General features: G+C 63.7%; 34 protein-coding genes, 4 tRNA genes and 1 pseudogene. 10 read left to right on the top strand and 29 right to left on the bottom strand.

Annotation, left to right across the window (positions count from 1 at the left end; all coding sequences use genetic code 11):
* Positions 1–8 precede the first annotated feature (8 nt).
* The 8 genes from pgsA (at position 9) to hemN (ending at position 3,947) form a co-directional block, all read left to right on the top strand.
* The gene (gene pgsA, locus WIX41_RS02690; protein ID WP_339445634.1) at positions 9–632 is read left to right on the top strand and encodes a CDP-diacylglycerol--glycerol-3-phosphate 3-phosphatidyltransferase; all 624 of its coding nucleotides are present in this window, start codon (positions 9–11) and stop codon (positions 630–632) included.
* A gap of 46 nt (positions 633–678) precedes the next feature.
* Positions 679–754 (top strand) — tRNA-Gly (locus WIX41_RS02685).
* 211 nt (positions 755–965) lie between these two features.
* A tRNA-Gly gene (locus tag WIX41_RS02680) sits at positions 966–1,041 on the top strand.
* Between the two features lie 146 nt (positions 1,042–1,187).
* A tRNA-Gly gene (locus WIX41_RS02675) sits at positions 1,188–1,263 on the top strand.
* Between the two features lie 47 nt (positions 1,264–1,310).
* Positions 1,311–1,384, top strand: a tRNA-Cys gene (locus tag WIX41_RS02670).
* Positions 1,385–1,683: 299 nt separating this feature from the next.
* Positions 1,684–1,920, top strand: coding sequence for a hypothetical protein (locus WIX41_RS02665; RefSeq protein ID WP_409187303.1), 237 nt, complete (start codon positions 1,684–1,686; stop codon positions 1,918–1,920).
* Positions 1,921–2,054: 134 nt separating this feature from the next.
* Complete coding sequence (locus WIX41_RS02660; protein ID WP_339445632.1) at positions 2,055–2,492, top strand: group III truncated hemoglobin; 438 nt, start codon at positions 2,055–2,057, stop codon at positions 2,490–2,492.
* A 45-nt stretch (positions 2,493–2,537) separates the two neighbouring features.
* A complete protein-coding gene (gene hemN, locus WIX41_RS02655) occupies positions 2,538–3,947 on the top strand; it encodes an oxygen-independent coproporphyrinogen III oxidase (RefSeq protein ID WP_339449397.1) in 1,410 nt (469 codons plus the stop codon).
* A 178-nt stretch (positions 3,948–4,125) separates the two neighbouring features.
* Here the strand turns inward: hemN and WIX41_RS02650 are convergent, their stop codons facing one another.
* The 29 genes and pseudogenes from WIX41_RS02650 to WIX41_RS02510 all read right to left on the bottom strand — a co-directional run bounded on the left by WIX41_RS02650 (position 4,126) and on the right by WIX41_RS02510 (position 15,965).
* Positions 4,126–5,070, bottom strand: a complete 945-nt coding sequence (locus tag WIX41_RS02650; RefSeq protein ID WP_339445631.1) for a tyrosine-type recombinase/integrase — start codon at positions 5,068–5,070, stop codon at positions 4,126–4,128.
* A gap of 56 nt (positions 5,071–5,126) precedes the next feature.
* A pseudogene (locus WIX41_RS02645) lies at positions 5,127–5,222 on the bottom strand (hypothetical protein); the annotation flags it as partial.
* Positions 5,223–5,239: 17 nt separating this feature from the next.
* Positions 5,240–5,428: a hypothetical protein gene (locus WIX41_RS02640; RefSeq protein ID WP_339445630.1), complete on the bottom strand. Its 189-nt coding sequence runs from the start codon at positions 5,426–5,428 to the stop codon at positions 5,240–5,242.
* On the bottom strand, positions 5,428–5,580 hold the full coding sequence (locus WIX41_RS02635) for a hypothetical protein (RefSeq protein WP_339445629.1): 153 nt from the start codon (positions 5,578–5,580) through the stop codon (positions 5,428–5,430). The genes WIX41_RS02640 and WIX41_RS02635 overlap by 1 nt, the downstream gene beginning before the upstream one ends.
* Entirely contained in the window at positions 5,580–5,810 is a 231-nt protein-coding gene (locus tag WIX41_RS02630; RefSeq protein WP_339445628.1) for a hypothetical protein, read from the bottom strand. Before WIX41_RS02630 ends, WIX41_RS02635 begins: the two co-directional genes overlap by 1 nt.
* The gene (locus WIX41_RS02625; RefSeq protein ID WP_339445627.1) at positions 5,800–5,985 is read right to left on the bottom strand and encodes a hypothetical protein; all 186 of its coding nucleotides are present in this window, start codon (positions 5,983–5,985) and stop codon (positions 5,800–5,802) included. Before WIX41_RS02625 ends, WIX41_RS02630 begins: the two co-directional genes overlap by 11 nt.
* Positions 5,982–6,314 (bottom strand): hypothetical protein, encoded by a 333-nt coding sequence (locus WIX41_RS02620; RefSeq protein ID WP_339445626.1) that lies wholly within the window; start codon positions 6,312–6,314, stop codon positions 5,982–5,984. Before WIX41_RS02620 ends, WIX41_RS02625 begins: the two co-directional genes overlap by 4 nt.
* On the bottom strand, positions 6,311–7,672 hold the full coding sequence (locus tag WIX41_RS02615; RefSeq protein WP_339445625.1) for an RNA-directed DNA polymerase: 1,362 nt from the start codon (positions 7,670–7,672) through the stop codon (positions 6,311–6,313). Before WIX41_RS02615 ends, WIX41_RS02620 begins: the two co-directional genes overlap by 4 nt.
* A complete protein-coding gene (locus WIX41_RS02610) occupies positions 7,669–8,109 on the bottom strand; it encodes a four helix bundle protein (protein WP_339445624.1) in 441 nt (146 codons plus the stop codon). Before WIX41_RS02610 ends, WIX41_RS02615 begins: the two co-directional genes overlap by 4 nt.
* A gap of 26 nt (positions 8,110–8,135) precedes the next feature.
* The gene (locus WIX41_RS02605) at positions 8,136–8,726 is read right to left on the bottom strand and encodes a DUF1566 domain-containing protein (protein WP_339445623.1); all 591 of its coding nucleotides are present in this window, start codon (positions 8,724–8,726) and stop codon (positions 8,136–8,138) included.
* Entirely contained in the window at positions 8,723–9,055 is a 333-nt protein-coding gene (locus tag WIX41_RS02600) for a hypothetical protein (protein ID WP_339445622.1), read from the bottom strand. Before WIX41_RS02600 ends, WIX41_RS02605 begins: the two co-directional genes overlap by 4 nt.
* Positions 9,052–9,237, bottom strand: a complete 186-nt coding sequence (locus tag WIX41_RS02595) for a hypothetical protein (RefSeq protein ID WP_339445621.1) — start codon at positions 9,235–9,237, stop codon at positions 9,052–9,054. Before WIX41_RS02595 ends, WIX41_RS02600 begins: the two co-directional genes overlap by 4 nt.
* An 88-nt stretch (positions 9,238–9,325) precedes the next feature.
* Positions 9,326–9,592 carry a hypothetical protein gene (locus WIX41_RS02590; RefSeq protein WP_339445620.1) on the bottom strand — a complete coding sequence of 89 codons (267 nt, stop codon included), beginning with the start codon at positions 9,590–9,592 and terminating at the stop codon, positions 9,326–9,328.
* A gap of 21 nt (positions 9,593–9,613) precedes the next feature.
* A complete protein-coding gene (locus WIX41_RS02585) occupies positions 9,614–10,384 on the bottom strand; it encodes a lambda exonuclease family protein (protein ID WP_339445619.1) in 771 nt (256 codons plus the stop codon).
* Positions 10,384–11,307, bottom strand: coding sequence for a recombinase RecT (locus WIX41_RS02580; protein ID WP_339445618.1), 924 nt, complete (start codon positions 11,305–11,307; stop codon positions 10,384–10,386). The genes WIX41_RS02585 and WIX41_RS02580 overlap by 1 nt, the downstream gene beginning before the upstream one ends.
* Entirely contained in the window at positions 11,304–11,561 is a 258-nt protein-coding gene (locus WIX41_RS02575; protein ID WP_339445617.1) for a hypothetical protein, read from the bottom strand. The genes WIX41_RS02580 and WIX41_RS02575 overlap by 4 nt, the downstream gene beginning before the upstream one ends.
* Positions 11,549–11,908, bottom strand: a complete 360-nt coding sequence (locus WIX41_RS02570) for a hypothetical protein (protein WP_339445616.1) — start codon at positions 11,906–11,908, stop codon at positions 11,549–11,551. The genes WIX41_RS02575 and WIX41_RS02570 overlap by 13 nt, the downstream gene beginning before the upstream one ends.
* A complete protein-coding gene (locus tag WIX41_RS02565; RefSeq protein ID WP_339445615.1) occupies positions 11,898–12,116 on the bottom strand; it encodes a hypothetical protein in 219 nt (72 codons plus the stop codon). The genes WIX41_RS02570 and WIX41_RS02565 overlap by 11 nt, the downstream gene beginning before the upstream one ends.
* A complete protein-coding gene (locus WIX41_RS02560; protein ID WP_339445614.1) occupies positions 12,113–12,241 on the bottom strand; it encodes a hypothetical protein in 129 nt (42 codons plus the stop codon). Before WIX41_RS02560 ends, WIX41_RS02565 begins: the two co-directional genes overlap by 4 nt.
* A complete protein-coding gene (locus WIX41_RS02555; protein ID WP_339445613.1) occupies positions 12,238–12,489 on the bottom strand; it encodes a hypothetical protein in 252 nt (83 codons plus the stop codon). Before WIX41_RS02555 ends, WIX41_RS02560 begins: the two co-directional genes overlap by 4 nt.
* Complete coding sequence (locus tag WIX41_RS02550; protein ID WP_339445612.1) at positions 12,486–12,683, bottom strand: hypothetical protein; 198 nt, start codon at positions 12,681–12,683, stop codon at positions 12,486–12,488. The genes WIX41_RS02555 and WIX41_RS02550 overlap by 4 nt, the downstream gene beginning before the upstream one ends.
* Positions 12,680–12,868 (bottom strand): hypothetical protein, encoded by a 189-nt coding sequence (locus WIX41_RS02545; protein ID WP_339445611.1) that lies wholly within the window; start codon positions 12,866–12,868, stop codon positions 12,680–12,682. Before WIX41_RS02545 ends, WIX41_RS02550 begins: the two co-directional genes overlap by 4 nt.
* Positions 12,865–13,161: a hypothetical protein gene (locus tag WIX41_RS02540; protein ID WP_339445610.1), complete on the bottom strand. Its 297-nt coding sequence runs from the start codon at positions 13,159–13,161 to the stop codon at positions 12,865–12,867. The genes WIX41_RS02545 and WIX41_RS02540 overlap by 4 nt, the downstream gene beginning before the upstream one ends.
* Positions 13,162–13,189: 28 nt before the next feature.
* Positions 13,190–13,594, bottom strand: a complete 405-nt coding sequence (locus WIX41_RS02535; RefSeq protein ID WP_339445609.1) for a DUF1566 domain-containing protein — start codon at positions 13,592–13,594, stop codon at positions 13,190–13,192.
* Positions 13,595–13,620: 26 nt separating this feature from the next.
* Complete coding sequence (locus tag WIX41_RS02530) at positions 13,621–14,040, bottom strand: DUF1566 domain-containing protein (protein WP_339445608.1); 420 nt, start codon at positions 14,038–14,040, stop codon at positions 13,621–13,623.
* A 3-nt stretch (positions 14,041–14,043) separates the two neighbouring features.
* Positions 14,044–14,208, bottom strand: a complete 165-nt coding sequence (locus tag WIX41_RS02525) for a hypothetical protein (protein ID WP_339445607.1) — start codon at positions 14,206–14,208, stop codon at positions 14,044–14,046.
* 161 nt (positions 14,209–14,369) lie between these two features.
* Positions 14,370–14,741: a hypothetical protein gene (locus WIX41_RS02520; RefSeq protein ID WP_339445606.1), complete on the bottom strand. Its 372-nt coding sequence runs from the start codon at positions 14,739–14,741 to the stop codon at positions 14,370–14,372.
* Positions 14,723–15,151 (bottom strand): hypothetical protein, encoded by a 429-nt coding sequence (locus WIX41_RS02515; RefSeq protein ID WP_339445605.1) that lies wholly within the window; start codon positions 15,149–15,151, stop codon positions 14,723–14,725. Before WIX41_RS02515 ends, WIX41_RS02520 begins: the two co-directional genes overlap by 19 nt.
* Positions 15,152–15,470: 319 nt before the next feature.
* Entirely contained in the window at positions 15,471–15,965 is a 495-nt protein-coding gene (locus tag WIX41_RS02510; RefSeq protein WP_339445604.1) for a helix-turn-helix domain-containing protein, read from the bottom strand.
* 104 nt (positions 15,966–16,069) lie between these two features.
* Between WIX41_RS02510 and WIX41_RS02505 the strand changes: the two genes are divergently transcribed.
* Both WIX41_RS02505 and WIX41_RS02500 read left to right on the top strand, forming a co-directional pair.
* Positions 16,070–16,288 (top strand): helix-turn-helix domain-containing protein, encoded by a 219-nt coding sequence (locus WIX41_RS02505; protein WP_339445603.1) that lies wholly within the window; start codon positions 16,070–16,072, stop codon positions 16,286–16,288.
* A gap of 1 nt (position 16,289) precedes the next feature.
* Complete coding sequence (locus tag WIX41_RS02500) at positions 16,290–16,799, top strand: hypothetical protein (protein WP_339445602.1); 510 nt, start codon at positions 16,290–16,292, stop codon at positions 16,797–16,799.
* The last annotated feature ends 37 nt before the right edge of the window (positions 16,800–16,836 follow it).

Below are 16,836 nucleotides of genomic sequence, written 5' to 3'. Positions count from 1 at the left end.
GAGACGCAATGAAGTTGACCCTCCCCACCTGGCTGACATTGCTGCGGATCGTGATGATCCCGGTGCTTGTGCTGGTGTTTTACCTTCCCTACACGTGGACCAATTTTGCCTCTGCGGCGATCTTCGGCATCGCGGCGTTGACCGACTGGCTGGATGGCTGGATCGCCCGCCGCTACGACCTTGCCTCCGCCTTCGGCGCGTTCCTTGATCCGGTTGCCGACAAGCTGATGGTGGCCGTGGCGCTGTTCCTGATCGTGCAGGCACACCCGACCCCGTGGATGGCGTTCTGGGCCGCAGTGATCGTCGGCCGCGAGATCGCCGTGTCGGCGCTGCGCGAGTGGATGGCCGAAATCGGCCAGCGTGCGAAGGTGCGCGTGGCGTTGATCGGCAAGATCAAGACCACCGCGCAGATGGTCGCGCTGCTGTGCCTGTTGTATTCGGTCGCACCGAATACGCCGGTGTCCGATATCTGGATGGGCGAACCGGTGTTCCATATCGGCGACTGGACGTTGGCGATTGCAGCCGTGCTCACCTTGTTCTCGGGCCTGCAGTACCTGCACGCGGCGTGGCCGAGCCTGCGCGAGGACGAACGCGCCGCACGTGAAACCGCGCGTGCGAAAAAGAAAGGCTGAGGGCTGTTGACAGCACCGCGTTTGGCTGTAGAATTTCGCCTCCCAAGCGGGAATAGCTCAGTTGGTAGAGCGCAACCTTGCCAAGGTTGAGGTCGCGAGTTCGAGTCTCGTTTCCCGCTCCAGATTCAAGAAAAAAGCGACCTTCGGGTCGCTTTTTTCGTTGGCGCCGCCATCCCCTGGCTGCGGCGTCGGGTAGCCGAACAGGTCCGTTTCCACCGGCGCGGCATGCGCATGCACGGCTGAACATCGCGGCATCAAACATATTGACGGCGTGAAGGAATCCCGACACAATAGCGCTCCTTCGACGCAGGTCGAGGGGAAAGCAGCAGATCTGCGGGAATAGCTCAGTTGGTAGAGCGCAACCTTGCCAAGGTTGAGGTCGCGAGTTCGAGTCTCGTTTCCCGCTCCATATTTCGACAGGGCCCCCTTGGGGCCTTGTTTTTCTCCGCGGTGGCACGCGGACGTCGACGCCGGGAACCCCGCTGGCGATGTAGGAAAAAGCGTGAAAGGGCTGGTGTGTTACTCGCGGTTTCGGTAACATATGCGCCTGATTTTGCGGGAATAGCTCAGTTGGTAGAGCGCAACCTTGCCAAGGTTGAGGTCGCGAGTTCGAGTCTCGTTTCCCGCTCCAAATCCTGACCAGGCCCCGTTCTCGGGGTCTTGTCTTATAGGGTCACCGGCCTGGTGGCAGAGTGGTCATGCAGCGGACTGCAAATCCGCGTACGCCGGTTCAATTCCGACCCAGGCCTCCAGCAGTTCGAAAACCCCCGCTTCGGCGGGGTTTTTCGTTTCTGCCCTTCACCGGATGGGCTGACATGAGGGTGTCAACGATCAGGCGGCATGCTGTCTGCGCGCGGTCAGCCTGAACATGAACGGTTCATGGCATGTTCGATCGCCCGTTCATCATTGGTTGACTTGGCGCGAAGGGCATGAAAGGGTGGGGTGAAACGTGGGTGAAGTCCCGCCGCCGCCCAGCGGCGGGGCGGCAGGTGCAGGCCTGGCAGGGGGAATTGCTCGTCCATAGATGCAGAGCAGGTCCAAGGGAGGTCGTATGCAGTACGGCGCGAATGACTTGGCTGACGGCGTCCGCACAGAGCTGGAAGCCAGCTACAGCAAGCATGGCTGTGGGCCGGAGTTCTGGACCACTTACCAGCAGGTGCTGGAACGCCTGGTGCCGCAGGGCCGCAGCCGGACCCAGGTAACAAACGAACTGGCGTTGATCATCGAGCAGCTCGGCATCGTCCGGCGGGCGCAGATGGTGCCGCCGCGCAGCAGCTGCACGCGCTGACGCCGCCTGGCGGGTCGTTCAGCATGGCCAGGGCCTGCGCACCAGGCCCTGCGACATCACGCCACATTGATCCTGATCGGGGCGGCATAGCATCATTCCCGCGCCCCCGTATAGTGTCCGTCGTCGAGGAAACCATGTCGTCCGCCGTCGTCCCCGAACTGCCTGCCGCCTCCGCGACGCTGTGCAGCGAGCAGGAAGTCACCTGCCTGGTGCACGACTTCTACGCGCGCGTGCGCCGGGAGGAGCGGCTGGGCCCGGTGTTCGAAGCGCGCATCCACGACTGGGACGGGCACTTGGCCCAGCTGGTGGATTTCTGGTCGGCCATGCTGCGCGGCACCCGCCGTTTCAACGGCAACCCGATGTCCAAGCACATGGCCATGCCCGAGCTGGAGCGCGACCTGTTCGACCGCTGGCTGCTGCTGTTCCGCCAGACCACCGCCGAATCCGGCAACCGACCCATGCAGCAGCTGGCCGACGATGTGGCCACGCGCATCGCCGACACCTTCTGGCGGCGCATCCAGATGCAGCGCTGGCCCGAGCTGCCCATCGCTGGAAAATCGCGGCTGGATTGATCTGGCTCAATGCGTGGCGGCGCCCCGGCGCGCACGCTGACGGGCATGGACACCTTCCCGCCTGCCGTCGCCGGGCTCGCCTGGCACTTCGATCCCGAACTGCTGCGCCGCCACGACCGGCCCGGTCCGCGCTATACCTCCTATCCGACCGCGCCGCATTTCCACGATGGCTTCGGTGAAATCGAGCTGCGTGCTGCGATCGCGGCCAGCAATGTCGAGGCGCTGCCCTTGTCGCTGTACGTGCACGTGCCGTACTGCAGCAGTCCGTGCTTCTATTGCGGTTGCAACCGGGTCATCACTCGCGATCACGCCAAGGGCGTGGCCTATGTTGCGCGCGTACTCAGCGAAGCCGCCCTGATCGCGCCGCTGTTTGATGCCTCGCGCGAGGTGGTCCAGCTGCATCTTGGCGGCGGCACGCCCAATTTCCTGGCGGTCACGCAGATGCGCGAGCTGATCGAGGGCCTGCGCCAGCGTTTTTCGTTCAGCGCTGCAGCCAGCCGCGATTTCTCCATCGAACTGGACCCACGTTTTGTCACCCGCGGCGACATCGCGGTGCTGGGCGCGTTGGGGTTCAACCGCGCCAGCCTGGGCATCCAGGATTTCGATCCGGTGGTGCAGCGTGCGATCAACCGCGAGCAGGGCGTGGAGGCCACGCTGGAGGTGCTGCGTGCCTGCCGCGAACATGGCCTGGATTCGGTCAACGTCGACCTCATCTACGGGCTGCCGCACCAGACCCTGGAGGGTTTTGCGCGCACGCTGGAAACCGTGCTGCGCGAACGCCCCGACCGGTTGGCGATCTACGGGTATGCGCACCTGCCGAACCTGTTCAAGGCGCAACGGCAGATTCCGGATGCGGCCCTGCCGAGCCCGGAACAGAAGCTCGCCCTGTTGGGGTTGGCCGTGCGCCGGCTGACGCTGGCCGGGTACCAGTACATCGGCATGGACCATTTCGCGCTTCCGGACGAGAACCTCTCCCGGGCCCAGCGTGCCGGCCAGCTGCACCGCAACTTCATGGGCTATACCACGCATGCGCATACCGACCTGGTCGGGCTGGGCGCCAGCGCGATCAGTCGTATCGGCAGCAGCTACAGCCAGAACCCACGCGACCTGCCAGGCTGGGAGGCCGCGATGGATGCCGGGCGCCTGCCGGTGTGGCGGGGCCTGACCCTGGATGCGGACGACGCGCTGCGCGCGGAACTGATCAACCAGTTGATGTGCCAGGGCGAGGTGGATGGTCGCGCGCTGGGAGCACGTCATGGTGTCGATTTCGACCACTACTTTGCCGACGCGCTCACCGCACTGGCGGCGCTGGAGGCCGACGGGCTGGCCGGGTACCGTGACGGGGTGGTGCGCGCAACCGCACGCGGCCGCCCGCTGCTGCGGCTGCTGGCGATGTGCTTCGACCGTTACCTGGCCCAGCCCGAACAGCCGGTGCGCTATTCGCGGGCGATCTGACGCGTTCGCGGCGGCCGTTCGCGCGGCGTGGTGCCCGGAGCCGGAATCGAACCGGCATGGGGTTGCCCCCGGCGGATTTTAAGTCACCCGCTCAAGCGTAAGTTACTGAATCATAAGGGGCGATGCCGGACAGAAATGGCACCTTTGGCCCCATCGACTGCACAAAAACTGCACCGAATTACGCGAGCCGTTTAATGGCTTCGGCGAGGTGATCCGGCGCCAGATGCGCGTACCGCCGCGTCATCGCCGTGGAACTGTGGCCCAGCACCTCCGACACCGTGTGCAGCGGCACGCCGGCCTGCACCAGCCACGACGCGCAGGTGTGGCGCAGGTCGTGCCAGCGCACGTGCTGCAGCCCGCACGCGGCGCGTGCCTTGGCCCACGAATCCCGCACCTGGTCATCGGACACGCCCAGTGGCAGCCGGCCGGCGATGCCGATCACGCGCGGGTGCAGTGGGACCAGTTGCAGGGTCTTCGTCTTGCTGGTGCGGTCCAGGTGGATGAACTCCTCCCTCACCTCATGCGCGGTAAGCCGCAGCAGGTGGCCACGCCGGATGCCGGTGTAGGCAGCCAGGCGCACGTAGTCGCCCGCCGCCGGGTTGGGACATGCCCGCGCCAGCGCCTCAACCTGCTCCGTCGTCAGGAACGTTTCGCGCGGTTTCTCCGGCAGCAGGGCAATCACCGCCGGCCGCTCCAGCCACCCCCATTCCCGCCACGCCATCCGCGTCACCTGGCGCAAGATACGGCCCTTGTGGTTGACCGTCGCCGGGGCCTTGCCCATCTCCGCCGCCTTCACCTCCGCCCACACCTGCGACACCTCCGACAGCTTCCGCCCCCGGATGTACGGCAGCAGGGCGCGCACGTGCGCCTCCGTCTTCACTGCCGAACGCAGCCGGGGCACGTGGTCCACCAGCCACTTTTTCACCGCGTCCGCGATCAGTCTTTCCGGCTGGCGACCAGCCGCAATGTCGCGGACCGAGGCGAGCATTTTGCGCTCGTAGTCCTTGGCGTCCTTGAACGACCAGTGGCGAGAAGACTTTCGAGTTGTTCGTCCGCCGACGCTGACGGTAACTTGGTAGTGTCCATTTGGACGCTTGGTGACTGGCATGTCCTTACCTTGCATTTTGCCCACCAGGCGCTTAGGTCGGCGGGGTGAATTCTGTCGGATTTCGGCCCTTGCCCGAGGCGGCAGGCGGCGAGCTGGCCGGCATCGATAGCCCGGCGCAGGGTCTTCGTCGAGCACTCGCACTTGTCGGCCGCTTGGGTGAGGGTCATCAGTTTCTCGGCTGCGCTCATGCGAACAGATCCATCTGGGCAGGGAGGGCAGGTGCAACGGGTGCCGGTCGAAGCAGGGTTGCAGCGCGCCGCCGCGCGCTCTGGGCGCCCCGGAAGGCGAACCAGAACCCGTGGCTGTGCCGCCGACTGCGGCACTCGCTGAGGAACACCTGCGCCGTGTGCTTGGCCTGGGTGATCGCGTCCATCAGGCGGTCTCCTTTGTGAGAGCGGCCCGAATGAGGTCGATATCCTCGCCAGCCTGACCACTCGCGCCATGGCGGCGCCGCAGGGCCAGAATCCCGCGAATCAAAGCCTCAACGTCGGCCGCCGGGTTCTCTGGAAAGAGCAGAAGCTGCATCACACCCCCCCCAGCTTCGTCCGCAGGTCGCGCGGCGGGGTGACGGTGGCTAGGGTTTTGGGGATAGCGGGGCGCCGCTGATTCCACAGGACGAGCGGATCGCCCAGCTCATAGCCCGGCCCGAAGGCACTGCAGGTGTGGCATTCGACCCACTGCCCCACGCCCAGGTCGGAGTTCCCGCAAAATGGGCAAGGCAACAGCTCGCGGGCCTGTTCGATGTCAGCTTTCATCGCCTTCCTCTCCCTCGGCCAGTTCGCACCAGCCGTAGTTGAACTGGTTGAAGAACTCATCACGCACCATTTCCTCGATCTGCTCTTCAGCGGTGTCGTCGTCCACTTCGATAACGCCGCACGGCTTCTCGCCTGCGTAGGGCGTTTCTATGTGGTACTGGATGCGGCGGCTCACGATCCCGCTCCTGGCGCTGCATCGCGCTGGCTGTCGATCAGGGCCTTATCTGCCTCGTCAATCGCATAATCGAGGTCGTCCATGCACTTCGTGCCTCGCGTCTCCACTACGCGGTCGCGCATGTACTTTGCAGCAGCAACTAGGTTGAGAAGATGCTGCCCTAGGTCGATGCCCTGCGCGGGCGGGGCGGCGAGGCGGGGACGGGTTGTTTGACAATCAGGGCACGGAACCCCACCTTCGTCGGGGGCGTAGAAACTCGGGCCACCGATCAGCCCACAGCCATTGCAAGTTTCGCAGATCGGCGCCGCATCACTGATCTTGGTGTTCATGCCGTCTCCTTGTGCTGCCATTTAATCGAAAGGGTCCGCCGCTCCGCTTTGAGGCTGAATCGTCGGGGTCTGGCTGCGAACCGCAGCCACGGATATCGAGCGTGTACGCGCTGCATCAGGCGGTGAGTGCTGGCGTGGCGCAGGTGTCCGGCGAAGCTGGCGACGCGAGCTGCAACCTCGCGGAAATCGGCTGGCGTGCCGCGCAGGGTGTTGCCCGAAACGTGCATCCCCTCCCATTCGGCCAGCGCCTGTTGCAGATGGATCACAACGCGGCGCCGGGCCAGCGTGTGTGTCGGGTAGATGACGTAGCCCAAGAAGTCCAGGCCATCGGTGAGGCGGCACAGCTTCTGCTCGACCTTGAGCCGCAGGCCCAGCGTGTCGGCTAGGAATGCCTCGATCTGGTCCCGCCAGGCTGCCAACTGCTCGCGGTCGTGGTGGAACAGCACGAAGTCGTCCACATACCGCAGATAGCGCTTTGCCTTGAGCTGGTGCTTAACAAACTGGTCGAGCGCGTCCAGGTAGACGTTGGCGAAGAACTGGCTCGATAGGTTGCCGATGGGCAGCCCGCGTCCTGCCGGTGCGTTGGCCAGGCGCTTATGCGGCGGCACCTGGGCCAGTTCGGCGGCGGTAGCGCGCACCTGCACGCCGGCATGGAGCGGAGAGCGCCGGAGCAATGCATGGGTGGCCTGCTGGACCGCCGCCGATACCTGGCGCTCCTGCATGCGCTTGCGGAGCATCCGCCACAGGGTCGGCCGGTGGATGCTGTTGAAGAAGTTGGCCACGTCCAGCTGCAGATACCAGCCGCCGCCATGGCCGGAATGCACCTGCCGGATGAACTGCTGAGTCCGGTGCACTGCCGCATGACTTCCGCGACCCTTGCGGTTGGCATAGCTGTCGTGGATGAAGGTGGGCTCCCACAGCGCCTCAAGCTGCGGCACTAGCCAGTGGTGCACGACGCGGTCGGCGAAGTCCGGCGCATGGATCTCGCGCGCCTTGGGACGGGTGGCGATGAAGCAGGTGGACGGGCGCGGCTTCCACTGACCGGAAGAGAGCTCACGCTGCAGCTGCAGCAGCCCGTCGGCCCACTGGTGATCGAAACGCAACTGATTGAAGCTCGGAACCTTCTGGCGGCGTGCACGCCGCCATGCTTGGTACAACTCCTGCAGACCTACCTCTCCCTGAAACTCACCGGCACGACGCACGGCCAACGCGAACCCGTTGTTGTTGCGGTGGTTGTTGTTGACGTTGCCGTTGTTGAAATTGACGTTCCACGCGGAAGCCGAAGAGCCGGCCACCGCCTCCCCATACACTTGCGACCAGGTCGCGCATCCCTGATGCGGGTAGCGTGGCTTCGTCATGAATTGGCCCTCGCAAGGGCGGTACGGGTACTCAGTTTCTGGTCACGCTGCGCGGCGCCATGGGCTTGCGCATTCTGGACATTGGGGGAGATCAGCCGGCGGCGCCAGCCACCAGCCTGCGCGCCAAGCTCTTCAGCCTGGCGTGCCAACACCTCAAACTGACCGAAGCTGCCAAAAGCGCGCAGCAGCTTGGCCACCTGCAGGAACTGCTTCAGCTCATCGATAACCCATACCAGCTCTCCGACCAGCTTTGCCTGGGCAGAGCGATCCCGCCACGCCTTGCCGGCGCGGGTGAACACCTCCATCGCCTTGGCGCGGAGATCCGCACCGATCTGGTAGCGGTGGTAGCGCGGGAACCGCCGGACAGCCTGCTCAATCTCAACGACCAGGCGTTCTGCGCTTCGGATAATCGGCGGGGGCTGGAATCTTGAAGTCATTGTTCAACTCTTCTCAAAAAGGCCAATCACTGACCGGCACGACGCACGGCCAACGCGAACCCGTCGCCGCCGCGGCGGCCGTCGCCGACGCCGCCGTAGCTGAAATTGACGCCCCACGCGGAAGCCGAAGAGCCGGCCACCGGGCCTCCGTCTTCCGGAGCCAGGGCGGTACTGGTCCAATGCCAGCTGGGCTTCACTCGCGGGAAGAGGTCGGTGTCGATCGCTGGGTTCCGGCGGGTGTCATCCACCAGGGCAGCCAGTTCGGCACGGGTCGACATCCGCCAGTCGTCATAGCCCAGCAGGCGCAGGTCGGCGCAGGCCTTGGTGCAGGCCGCGTGGTCCTGGGAATCGCCGTCCTCGTCGCCGATGGACTCAACGGCCCACATCAGGCCCGTGGAGCGGTCCACCACGGCCACGTGGTCCGTTCGAGTCGCGGTGCCGTCCACCATCGTGCCGTCGGCCAGAATTTTGGTGTGGCCGGCAGTGGGGAAGGGGTTGGCGCAGGGCAGGTCATCGGTGAAAACTGCCTGCGGGCCGGGCTGGATGCGCTGCACGGCGACGTTGCCGTCGCTGACGGTGATCTCGGTTCCTTCGGTGCGGATGGTGACGGTGTTCATTGCGTCTCCTTACGGGTGGGTTGGGTGTCAATCAGGTACTGCGGGTCGATCTTCCAGCCGGCCTCGCGGGCAGCGATCAGGCGGATTTCGTTGGCGTCGAACTCGTCCAGCTCCAGAGCGGTGATGGCGAGTTCTACGTGGTGCGGTTGCAAGTGGCGGCCGGTACGCTGGAAAGTTCGCCAGACGCTGAAGGCTTGGCAGCCCCACACGCCGGCCAGCCACTTCAGGTCGTGCCTCGCCTCATGCAGGTGCCGGCGCAGGGTGTCCCGCGCGGTGATGTGAGCAGGCGCTGCGCGGCGGAGGCTGGACTTGCCGGCGAATGCCTTCATGCGGCCACCTGCATCGCCGCCAGGCGCTCCAGGCGCTCGGCCTCGGCGGTGAGGTGGTCGTAGCGCTCCTGGGCAGTGAAGAAGCCCTGATCGCCTGCGGTGAGCGCGAACTGCGCGGCCTCGCGGTGCTTTGCGGCCAGTACTGCCGGGTCGTGGTCGAAGATGTCGAGCTGGTTGTGCATGCTGGACTCCGTGAATGAGGTTGCCGGCGTTGGGGATCCCCAGCCGGCGCGGGGTGGTGCTGCCCGTGGGGAGCGGGCAGCTGGGGAGTCAGGCTGCGGCCGGGCGACCTTCGTAAATCCAGTCGACGCCGAAGCTCTCGCCATACAGGCGGTTTGCGTCATCAGCCCCTACACAGTCGGGGACAACAACCGGCTCGCGAGCGGCGGACGGCCAACCCAGCTTCAGGTGTCGAGCAATCGAGTAGGCGACCTCAAGGCGGGGGTCTTCCGGGTGAGCGCTGCTGGCGATCAGCTCTGCCAGCTCTCGCATGACCAGCTCTTCGTTCTCACGGTTGACGATGGTGTTCTTGCTCACGGGCATCTCCTGTGTGGTGAATCAAGCCGCCAGCGGCTGCTGCAGCTGTTGGTGGAAGGTGTCGACCAGATCGGCGAAGGCGCGCAGGTCGTGCTCCATGGCAGCGATGAAGGCGTCATCGCGCTGGAACACGCGCCACCACAGATGCCGGTCGCAGTTCACCAGGGCGGGGCAGTACAGGCCGACGTGCCATTCCTTCCGGCCGGTGATCCACATGCAGCCCTGGACCTGTTCGAAAACGTCGCTCGCGTCGTTGTCGATATGGAAGGCGCGAAGGAGTGCGGGGTCGAGGAAGCACTTGTACTCGGAACCACTGTCGTCCCCGATCAGGCCGTCGGCGGAGGCGCCGAACACGCCGTCATCGCTGAGCACGAATCCGGCACGCTTCACGATCAGGCCCGATTGCACCTCATGCTCGGCCCGAGCCATCGGTTCCAGGTCGTGGCCGCGCTTCATGGCATAGGTCTGGAAGCCCTCGTCCAGCGGCTCACCGTTGATCCGCTCAACAGCCAGGCGGAAGGCGTAGTTCTTGGCCTCCTCGCTGTAGTCGCCGACCGGCTCCCCGCGCAGCGCCTTATCGATGATTGCGGACTTCGGGGCAACCTTGTAACCGGCAAGCTCCTGCGCCACCTTCGGGGTACTGCCAGCGTGGATGGCCTGCACGTAGGTCCGCTGCCGCTGGTCCAGCTCACCGACACGCTTGCGGGCGACGCCAAACATGCTGGCGGTGATCACTCCGGCGCGGGCGCTGTGCCACTCAGGGCTGCCCTGCTCGCAGGTAATGACGCGCATCAGACAACCTCCTCTGCGCCAGCCTTCTCGGCTGCGGCCTTGAGCGTGGCGTGGCCGTCCTGACCGATCATGCGGCGTTCCTCGGCAGTGAGTGCCTTCCAGGCATCCGCGTACGCGTTAATTCCACCGGTGGTGATGTCCTGAAGCCGCAGGTACAACGCGTCTCGCTCAGGACTGTCTGCAGGCGGCGGAAGCGCCCCGCGCGGCACCGTCTGGCCCACCAAAGTGGCGAGGCCCTCGCCTCCGTCGGTGTTGAGGTGGTGGATGGCAGTGGCCAGACGCTCAGTCTTCGGCCAATACTTGTACTCGCGCTTCACCACCGTCTTCTTCGCCATCTCACCCCAGTCAGTCAGCCAAGGGCATGACTTCTGCTTTGATACCCATGCCTTCCAGGCTGCCGAGCGGTCGCGAACAGCGTTGATCTCATCGACCGACATTGCGCCAGTCAGGTAGTCACCGTCAGCGGTCTTCACAACCACGTAGACTCCCACGACCTCGCCCCGGTCCTTCGCGAAGGGGTTTCGCTGGTGGGTGGGCTGCTGATCGACGCCGTTGAGGGCGAAGGTGTCGGTCTCATAGACCAGCTCCGCCTGCCCCCAGCGGATCGACCCGGAGTCGATGGCCAGGTCCATCAGACCCATGTAGCTGATGTCCAGACAGATTTTCCCGTCGCGCGGCACCAGGTACGCCTGCTTCTTCGCCGGGTTCAGGCTGATCCCGATGGCGGCGATGTTCACGACAGCAGCAGTGACCGAGGCGCGGTTCTGCATCGCAATCTTCATCGCGAAGTCGTTGCTGTAGAGCGCCTGGAGCGCGAATTCGCATTCCCGGTCGAAGTTGATGGACCGGTCGGTCAGCACCGAGGCAAACACGTCCTTCGTGCCGTACACGGAGTCTTCGATGGTCACAAGCTGAGTGCTCATTGCACGTCGTCCCTATGCGGGTTGATCCGGATCACCGGCGGAGACAGGCGCATCTCGCGACGTCGGGCCAGGTGGCGGGTGAAGGTCGGCCACGCGCGGTGGGTTTCGACCCAGCAGCGGCGGATGAAGAAGGCGGCTCCGGCCAGGCCGATCAGCACGAAGCTGGCGGCGTCGGTTTCAACGGCGCGCACGGTGAGCGCTAGGAACAGGCCGACGGCCAACATGCAGAAGAACGGGGCGATCAGGTGGCGCATTCCAGTTCTCCTGCTACAACGCCTTCATGGAATTCCTGAACTTCCTGCTCGGACCTGCCTGTGGCCTTGGCAATGAAGCCGCGCAGCAGGCACAGGGATTTCTGTCCATCCGCCCGAATGCGCCATGCATCGACTGGATGCCGCAACAGGGCTTCGTAGACGAACACGGCCACTTCCAATCCTTCGGGCGCGGCGATGATCGCGAGCCGATTGCGATTCGCACGGGCGATGTTGGACGCCTTCTTCCCTTGCCAGTGCAGCCTCGCCACCGGCTGATCGCGCTCATCTACCACCATGCCGGGCTGGGCGTCGCTGATTCGCCATGGACCGATTCCGTTACTGCTCATCACTCTCTCCTTGTGCGCAGACGCCGTAGTTCGTCTCGTCGGCGTCGATGGGGTCCAGGTAAACGCGGCGCATTGGAATTGGCTCAATGCGGAACTTGTCCCCGTCGCGGGTGACCCGCATGACGCTGGTCGATTCCAATGCGTCCGGCTTCGGGATGGGCGGAAACACCTCGGTGAAAAGGCGGTCCAACTCGGAACTGGGTGTCATGCCACAGCTCCTTGAACCAGCAGGGAGACGACCGCGCCGACGATGAAACCGCCGATGCCACCGAAGATGAAGAACGTGCGCGACACGTCGCGGGTGACGTTCTCGACCAGCTCCTCGACGCTCATTTCGCACCGCCTTTGACGCGGGCGAGCGCAGCCTTTGCCTTTGCAACGGTTTCCGTCTGATGAACCTTCAGCAGGATTTCGCAACCGATTGCATGGGTCACCAGATCGTCAGCGGCCTCGATAAGCTCGGCAACTGCGGCGCGTGCCGAGATCAGATCCGCCGCGTACGGATTCACGGGCTCGCCTTCGACCCACAGGCCGCGCGCAGCCGCGTCCATCACCGCCAGCACATCTACAGCGGCGCTCATGCTGCACCTGGCGCGGTCGCCGATTCGTAGGGGTAAGGCACAACCTGATGCGCCTGAGCGCGCAGGGTGCCGGGGCCGCAGGGGTGCGCATGCCGGGCGAGCATCAGCTGCGTCACACGGCAGTACCCACGGCGCTTTGCCTCGGCCACCACCAGCTGCTGCAGGCGGCGCTTGCTGTCAAAGTCGATGATCATGCTGCGTTCTCCTTGTAGGCGGCTGAGGCCTTGGCCGGCGCGGTGGCCTGCTGGGCGTTGATGGCGGCGAGGTGACGCTGGATGTCGCGCTGCGCGATAGAAACCTGCTCGCGGTTCACCGGCTCGAACTCCACGAATTCGACGGTCAGGCCGCTGTGGTCGAAGGTCTTCTCGACGATCTTCATGCGGCATCCCGCACGTCGTCGTAGGCGACGACCTTCATCTGCTCCTCCACACGGCCGGAGACGTTCCGGACCAAGTCGGCCAGATCGCGGGCGTAGGGGATCAGGTGCGCCGGCAGCGCGGCCGACATGAGGTGCGACATCACCAGCTCGGCGTTGCTCAGCGTCGCAACCAGCTGCGCGGTTTCGGACTCGGCCTCCAGCTCTGCCGCTACCTGGTCGCAGGCGAACTCATAGGCAATCCCGTCCGCTTCCGGCTCATCGTCACTACGGCTGGTTTGATAGTCGGCTTTCATGTCATTGCACCTATGTCAAAAAGGCCAATTACTGACCGGCACGACGCACGGCCAACGCGAACCCGCTGCTGAGGCGGAGGTTGTTGAGGACGTAGCCGTGGCTGAAATTGACGCTCCACGCGGAAGCCGAAGAGCCGGCGTACAGATCCGAGGTCCAGAACCAGCCGCACTTCGGGAAGTCAGGGAAGGCGGCGATGTCGATGGCCGGCTCGATGCGGCTCAGGTCGACGATGCTGCAGAGTTCCTGCCGGGTCGGAAGGCGCCAGTCCGTGTGGCCGGCGAAGTCCAGCGCAGTGCAGGCGTCGATGGCGCCCTGGTGGTTGAACTCGCCCGACAGAGGCTTTGCCGTCCACTCCAGCCCGGTGGTGGCGTCGATCACGGTCAGGACGCCGCCGTGGGTCTGGGTGAAGCGCTGCTGATTCTGTGCGGTCATTTCATTCTCCCGAGGCAAAGTGCAAATCACTGACCGGCACGACGCACGGCCAACGCGAACCCGTAGCTGTAGCGGAGGTTGCCGAGGACGCCGCCGTAGCTGAAATAGACGACCCACGCGGAAGCCGAAGAGCCGGCCACCGCAGTGCTGGTCCAGAACCAATCGCTCGGAATGTCACGGAAGTAATCGGTGTTGATGGCCGGGTGCCGGCGCGTGCGGTCGACCAGCAGCTGGAGCTCGTCGAGAGTCGGCATGTCCCACTCGGCGCCGAACATAGTCACGGCCTTACAGGCGGCTTCGCACTTTGCGTGCGGGACATCGCGGTCAAGGACCGGCGAGGCGGTGAAGGTCAGGCCGTGCTGCGGGAGCTCAACGGCTACCCATTCTGCGGCGGCGGCGGCCAGGCGGTTGCCCTCTGCGTCCAGCTTGATCAGTTCGAGGGTCATGGCTCAGGCCTCCTCACCGTCTGCATCAAAGCAGGGCCCAGAGATCGCCTCGACCACACCCTGAAGTTCGGCAGGGATTCCGTAGGCGTACTGCTGAATCTGGCTGCGGCAGTATTCGATCAGGACTGCCAGCTGTTCCGGGGTTGCGGTGAGTGCTTGGACGTTCACGGCTTCGTTCTCCTGCCCCGGCCCGGGATGGGTGGTGGGGCGTTGGAGAGACTGTATGCAAACACGCATAGTTCGTCAATGCACAAATGCAACAAAATGCAGATTGGCCGACGAACGGTAGGTAGGACTTATGAATAGCGCGGTCCCGCAACCCGGGCGGGTTAGAACCTACGCTCTGCCTTTAGGCAGGTTCCCCAGAATGCTGCCTTAGAGTCAGGTGCCGGGGGATCGACCCGCATAAGAAAGAGAGAGCCTGTGTAACGGTTGAGGGAGAGGGAGTAGCGAGAGCCGGTCTCGGGCACCTCAACCAAGCCTGTGTAGTTCTTGGCTCCTGCACTCAGGATGCCAATGGCGTCACCCTCTGGAGTCCATATCTTTGCCCTGAGCGTGGTGTCTGACATCTCAAAGACGATGGAGTTTGTTCCAACAGATCCCCCGATCACAGACTCGCCGGCGCAATAAAGCTCCAGCGCATGACCGCTGAAGCTTGCGCCCATGAGTGCCGCCAGTGCGACTACTTTGAGGGTGCGCACGGCGATAGCCGGTGGATTGCGCCGAGAATTGCGGTAGAGGTGTCCACCCTGGGGATGGGATTCCCGGCAAAGGCTGGACGATCTGCGTCAATCATCTTCCGCATCTCGTCAATAACTTGGTCGGTGGTCAGGGTCTCGTTGAGACAGACACGGGCACCTTGGACTGTGTAATTGGGCGTGGATGTGACAGTGGCCGCGACCGCCTGAACCATCCCCTTGCAGAGCTCCACCGTAAGCCCAGCAATAGCCTGTTCCTCGGGCGAAGCGCCTTTTAGGTATTTGGGTGCCTCCCGCATGGACTGGCACACATCCACGAAGGCTATGGCGCTGGTTACTGCACCTAAGTCCTCTGGGGTTGTCTCAGAGGCCGTGGCGGCGGCCAAGTACAGAACCACTCCTGCAATGCTCATGCTCTCTATCCTTAATGATTAGGGGTACTGCGACTTGATGAGGCCGGCATCCTCAAGAAGGATGCCTTCTGCTATGCAGTCCCGGGCTCGCTCCATATCTCGATGAAGGGAGAGGAGAGCTTCGTCCCCAAGGTGCTCGGGCCCCGAGAGGCCAAACGTGTGCTGCTTAACAAGAAATTGGAGCCTATAGGTCCGCTGCAGCCAGCGGATCCTCTCCAATCGGCACGTGCGGCTTACTGGATCCGTGTCAAATTCGTCCAGCCTGTCAACTGCTACCCGTGGGGCCCTCCCCTTGGACGGGGCACAGCCACCCATCGCCCTACTGAGCCTTTCGGCCAGCTCGGTGATCCTCTTGTCGTTCAGTGCCATTTTTCACCCCCCTCTCTAACCGCTCAACGTACTTCGTCATGAAATCGAGAACATTAGAGGAGCTGTACGCTTCCTCGGCCTCCTCAATGATCTCGATAGCCACCAGCAGCGCCTGGGCGTCGACTTGTGGGAGGGGTTCCTGGCGGATCCGGGATACCTCAGTCAGTAGCTTCAGCGCGGAAGTAAGGGTAGGGGCATCCAATCCCACAGGCTGCGACCCTACGGGTGGGGCGGCTACGGTGAGGTCGTCGTTGACTAGGCTGTCCATGGACACGCCAAAGAATCTGGCGATCTTCTGAACGGTCTGGTAGCCCGGATCGGTCGTTTTGCTCGCCATGATTCGGCTCAGGGTGGATTGGTCAACCCCTGTTGCGCGGCCGATTTCAGTCTGTTTGATGTTCCGGTGTGCCGCTAGGGCCCTAATGTTGGCGATCAATTTACTCATTTGCGAATGGTCCGCCCTACCGTTCGTCGGGTCGAATGCAAATGCTCATTGATTTACCCTCAAGACCGTTGACGGAACTATGTAAGTATGCATAATTCGGACTCATGGACCCCTCAACCGCCATTGACCGCCTCCGTAATGCTGGGCTCACCGACCAGGCCATAGGCACTGCGGTGGGTGCGCATCAATCGACCATCAACCGGATTCGCAATGGCGATACGAAGCAACCCAACTACGAAGTGGGCCGGGCGCTGGTCGTCTTGGCCGAGTCCATGGCTGGCGAGGAGTCGGCCGGCCCACCCACCCAGCAGGAGGCCGCCTGAGATGGCTACCTCAACTAAACCCGTGATTCCTAAAGTCGATGGTCGGGAGCGGGATGTGCTCGCCAGTTCTGTACCGAGCATCACAGACATTGCAGTCGAGTGTGACATCGCCCAGCCGAGCAGCACGCTGAAGGACGGACTTGACCCCCTTGTCGTAGCAGGTTTGACACAAGTGGTGGACCGGTTCGACGGCTTCTGGACTGACGCCATTCCCTGCTGGGGTGTCCTTGAGGCGGTAAACGAATATGCCGTCGGTGAGCTCGACAAGCGTGTATCGCGCGCGGTCTTCAAGGGCGTTCTGGAGTTCGGAAAGCTCACGACGCTTTTGCTCCAGCTCCGCCTGCAACTTCGTGGTGAAGTCGAATTGAACCAAGAGGTTCTGCTGAGCCTTGAGCAATTCGTCAGTGATCTTGCTGATGGCCGCGCCAGCCGCATTGAAGTCACGGACAGCGAGAGCCGCCTGCGCAGCGTCCTTGAGCGTAGCCAAGGTGCTGAACGCAGAAATGATTGAGCCGATTTCCATTCGATTTCCCAAGTAGTTGGCCGAC

It is taken from the genome of Stenotrophomonas sp. AB1(2024) (assembly GCF_037482345.1).
In the GTDB taxonomy this organism is placed as follows: Bacteria; Pseudomonadota; Gammaproteobacteria; order Xanthomonadales; family Xanthomonadaceae; genus Stenotrophomonas.
Note: the sequence above shows the minus strand (reverse complement) of the source record. Positions and strands in the feature narration are given on the sequence as shown.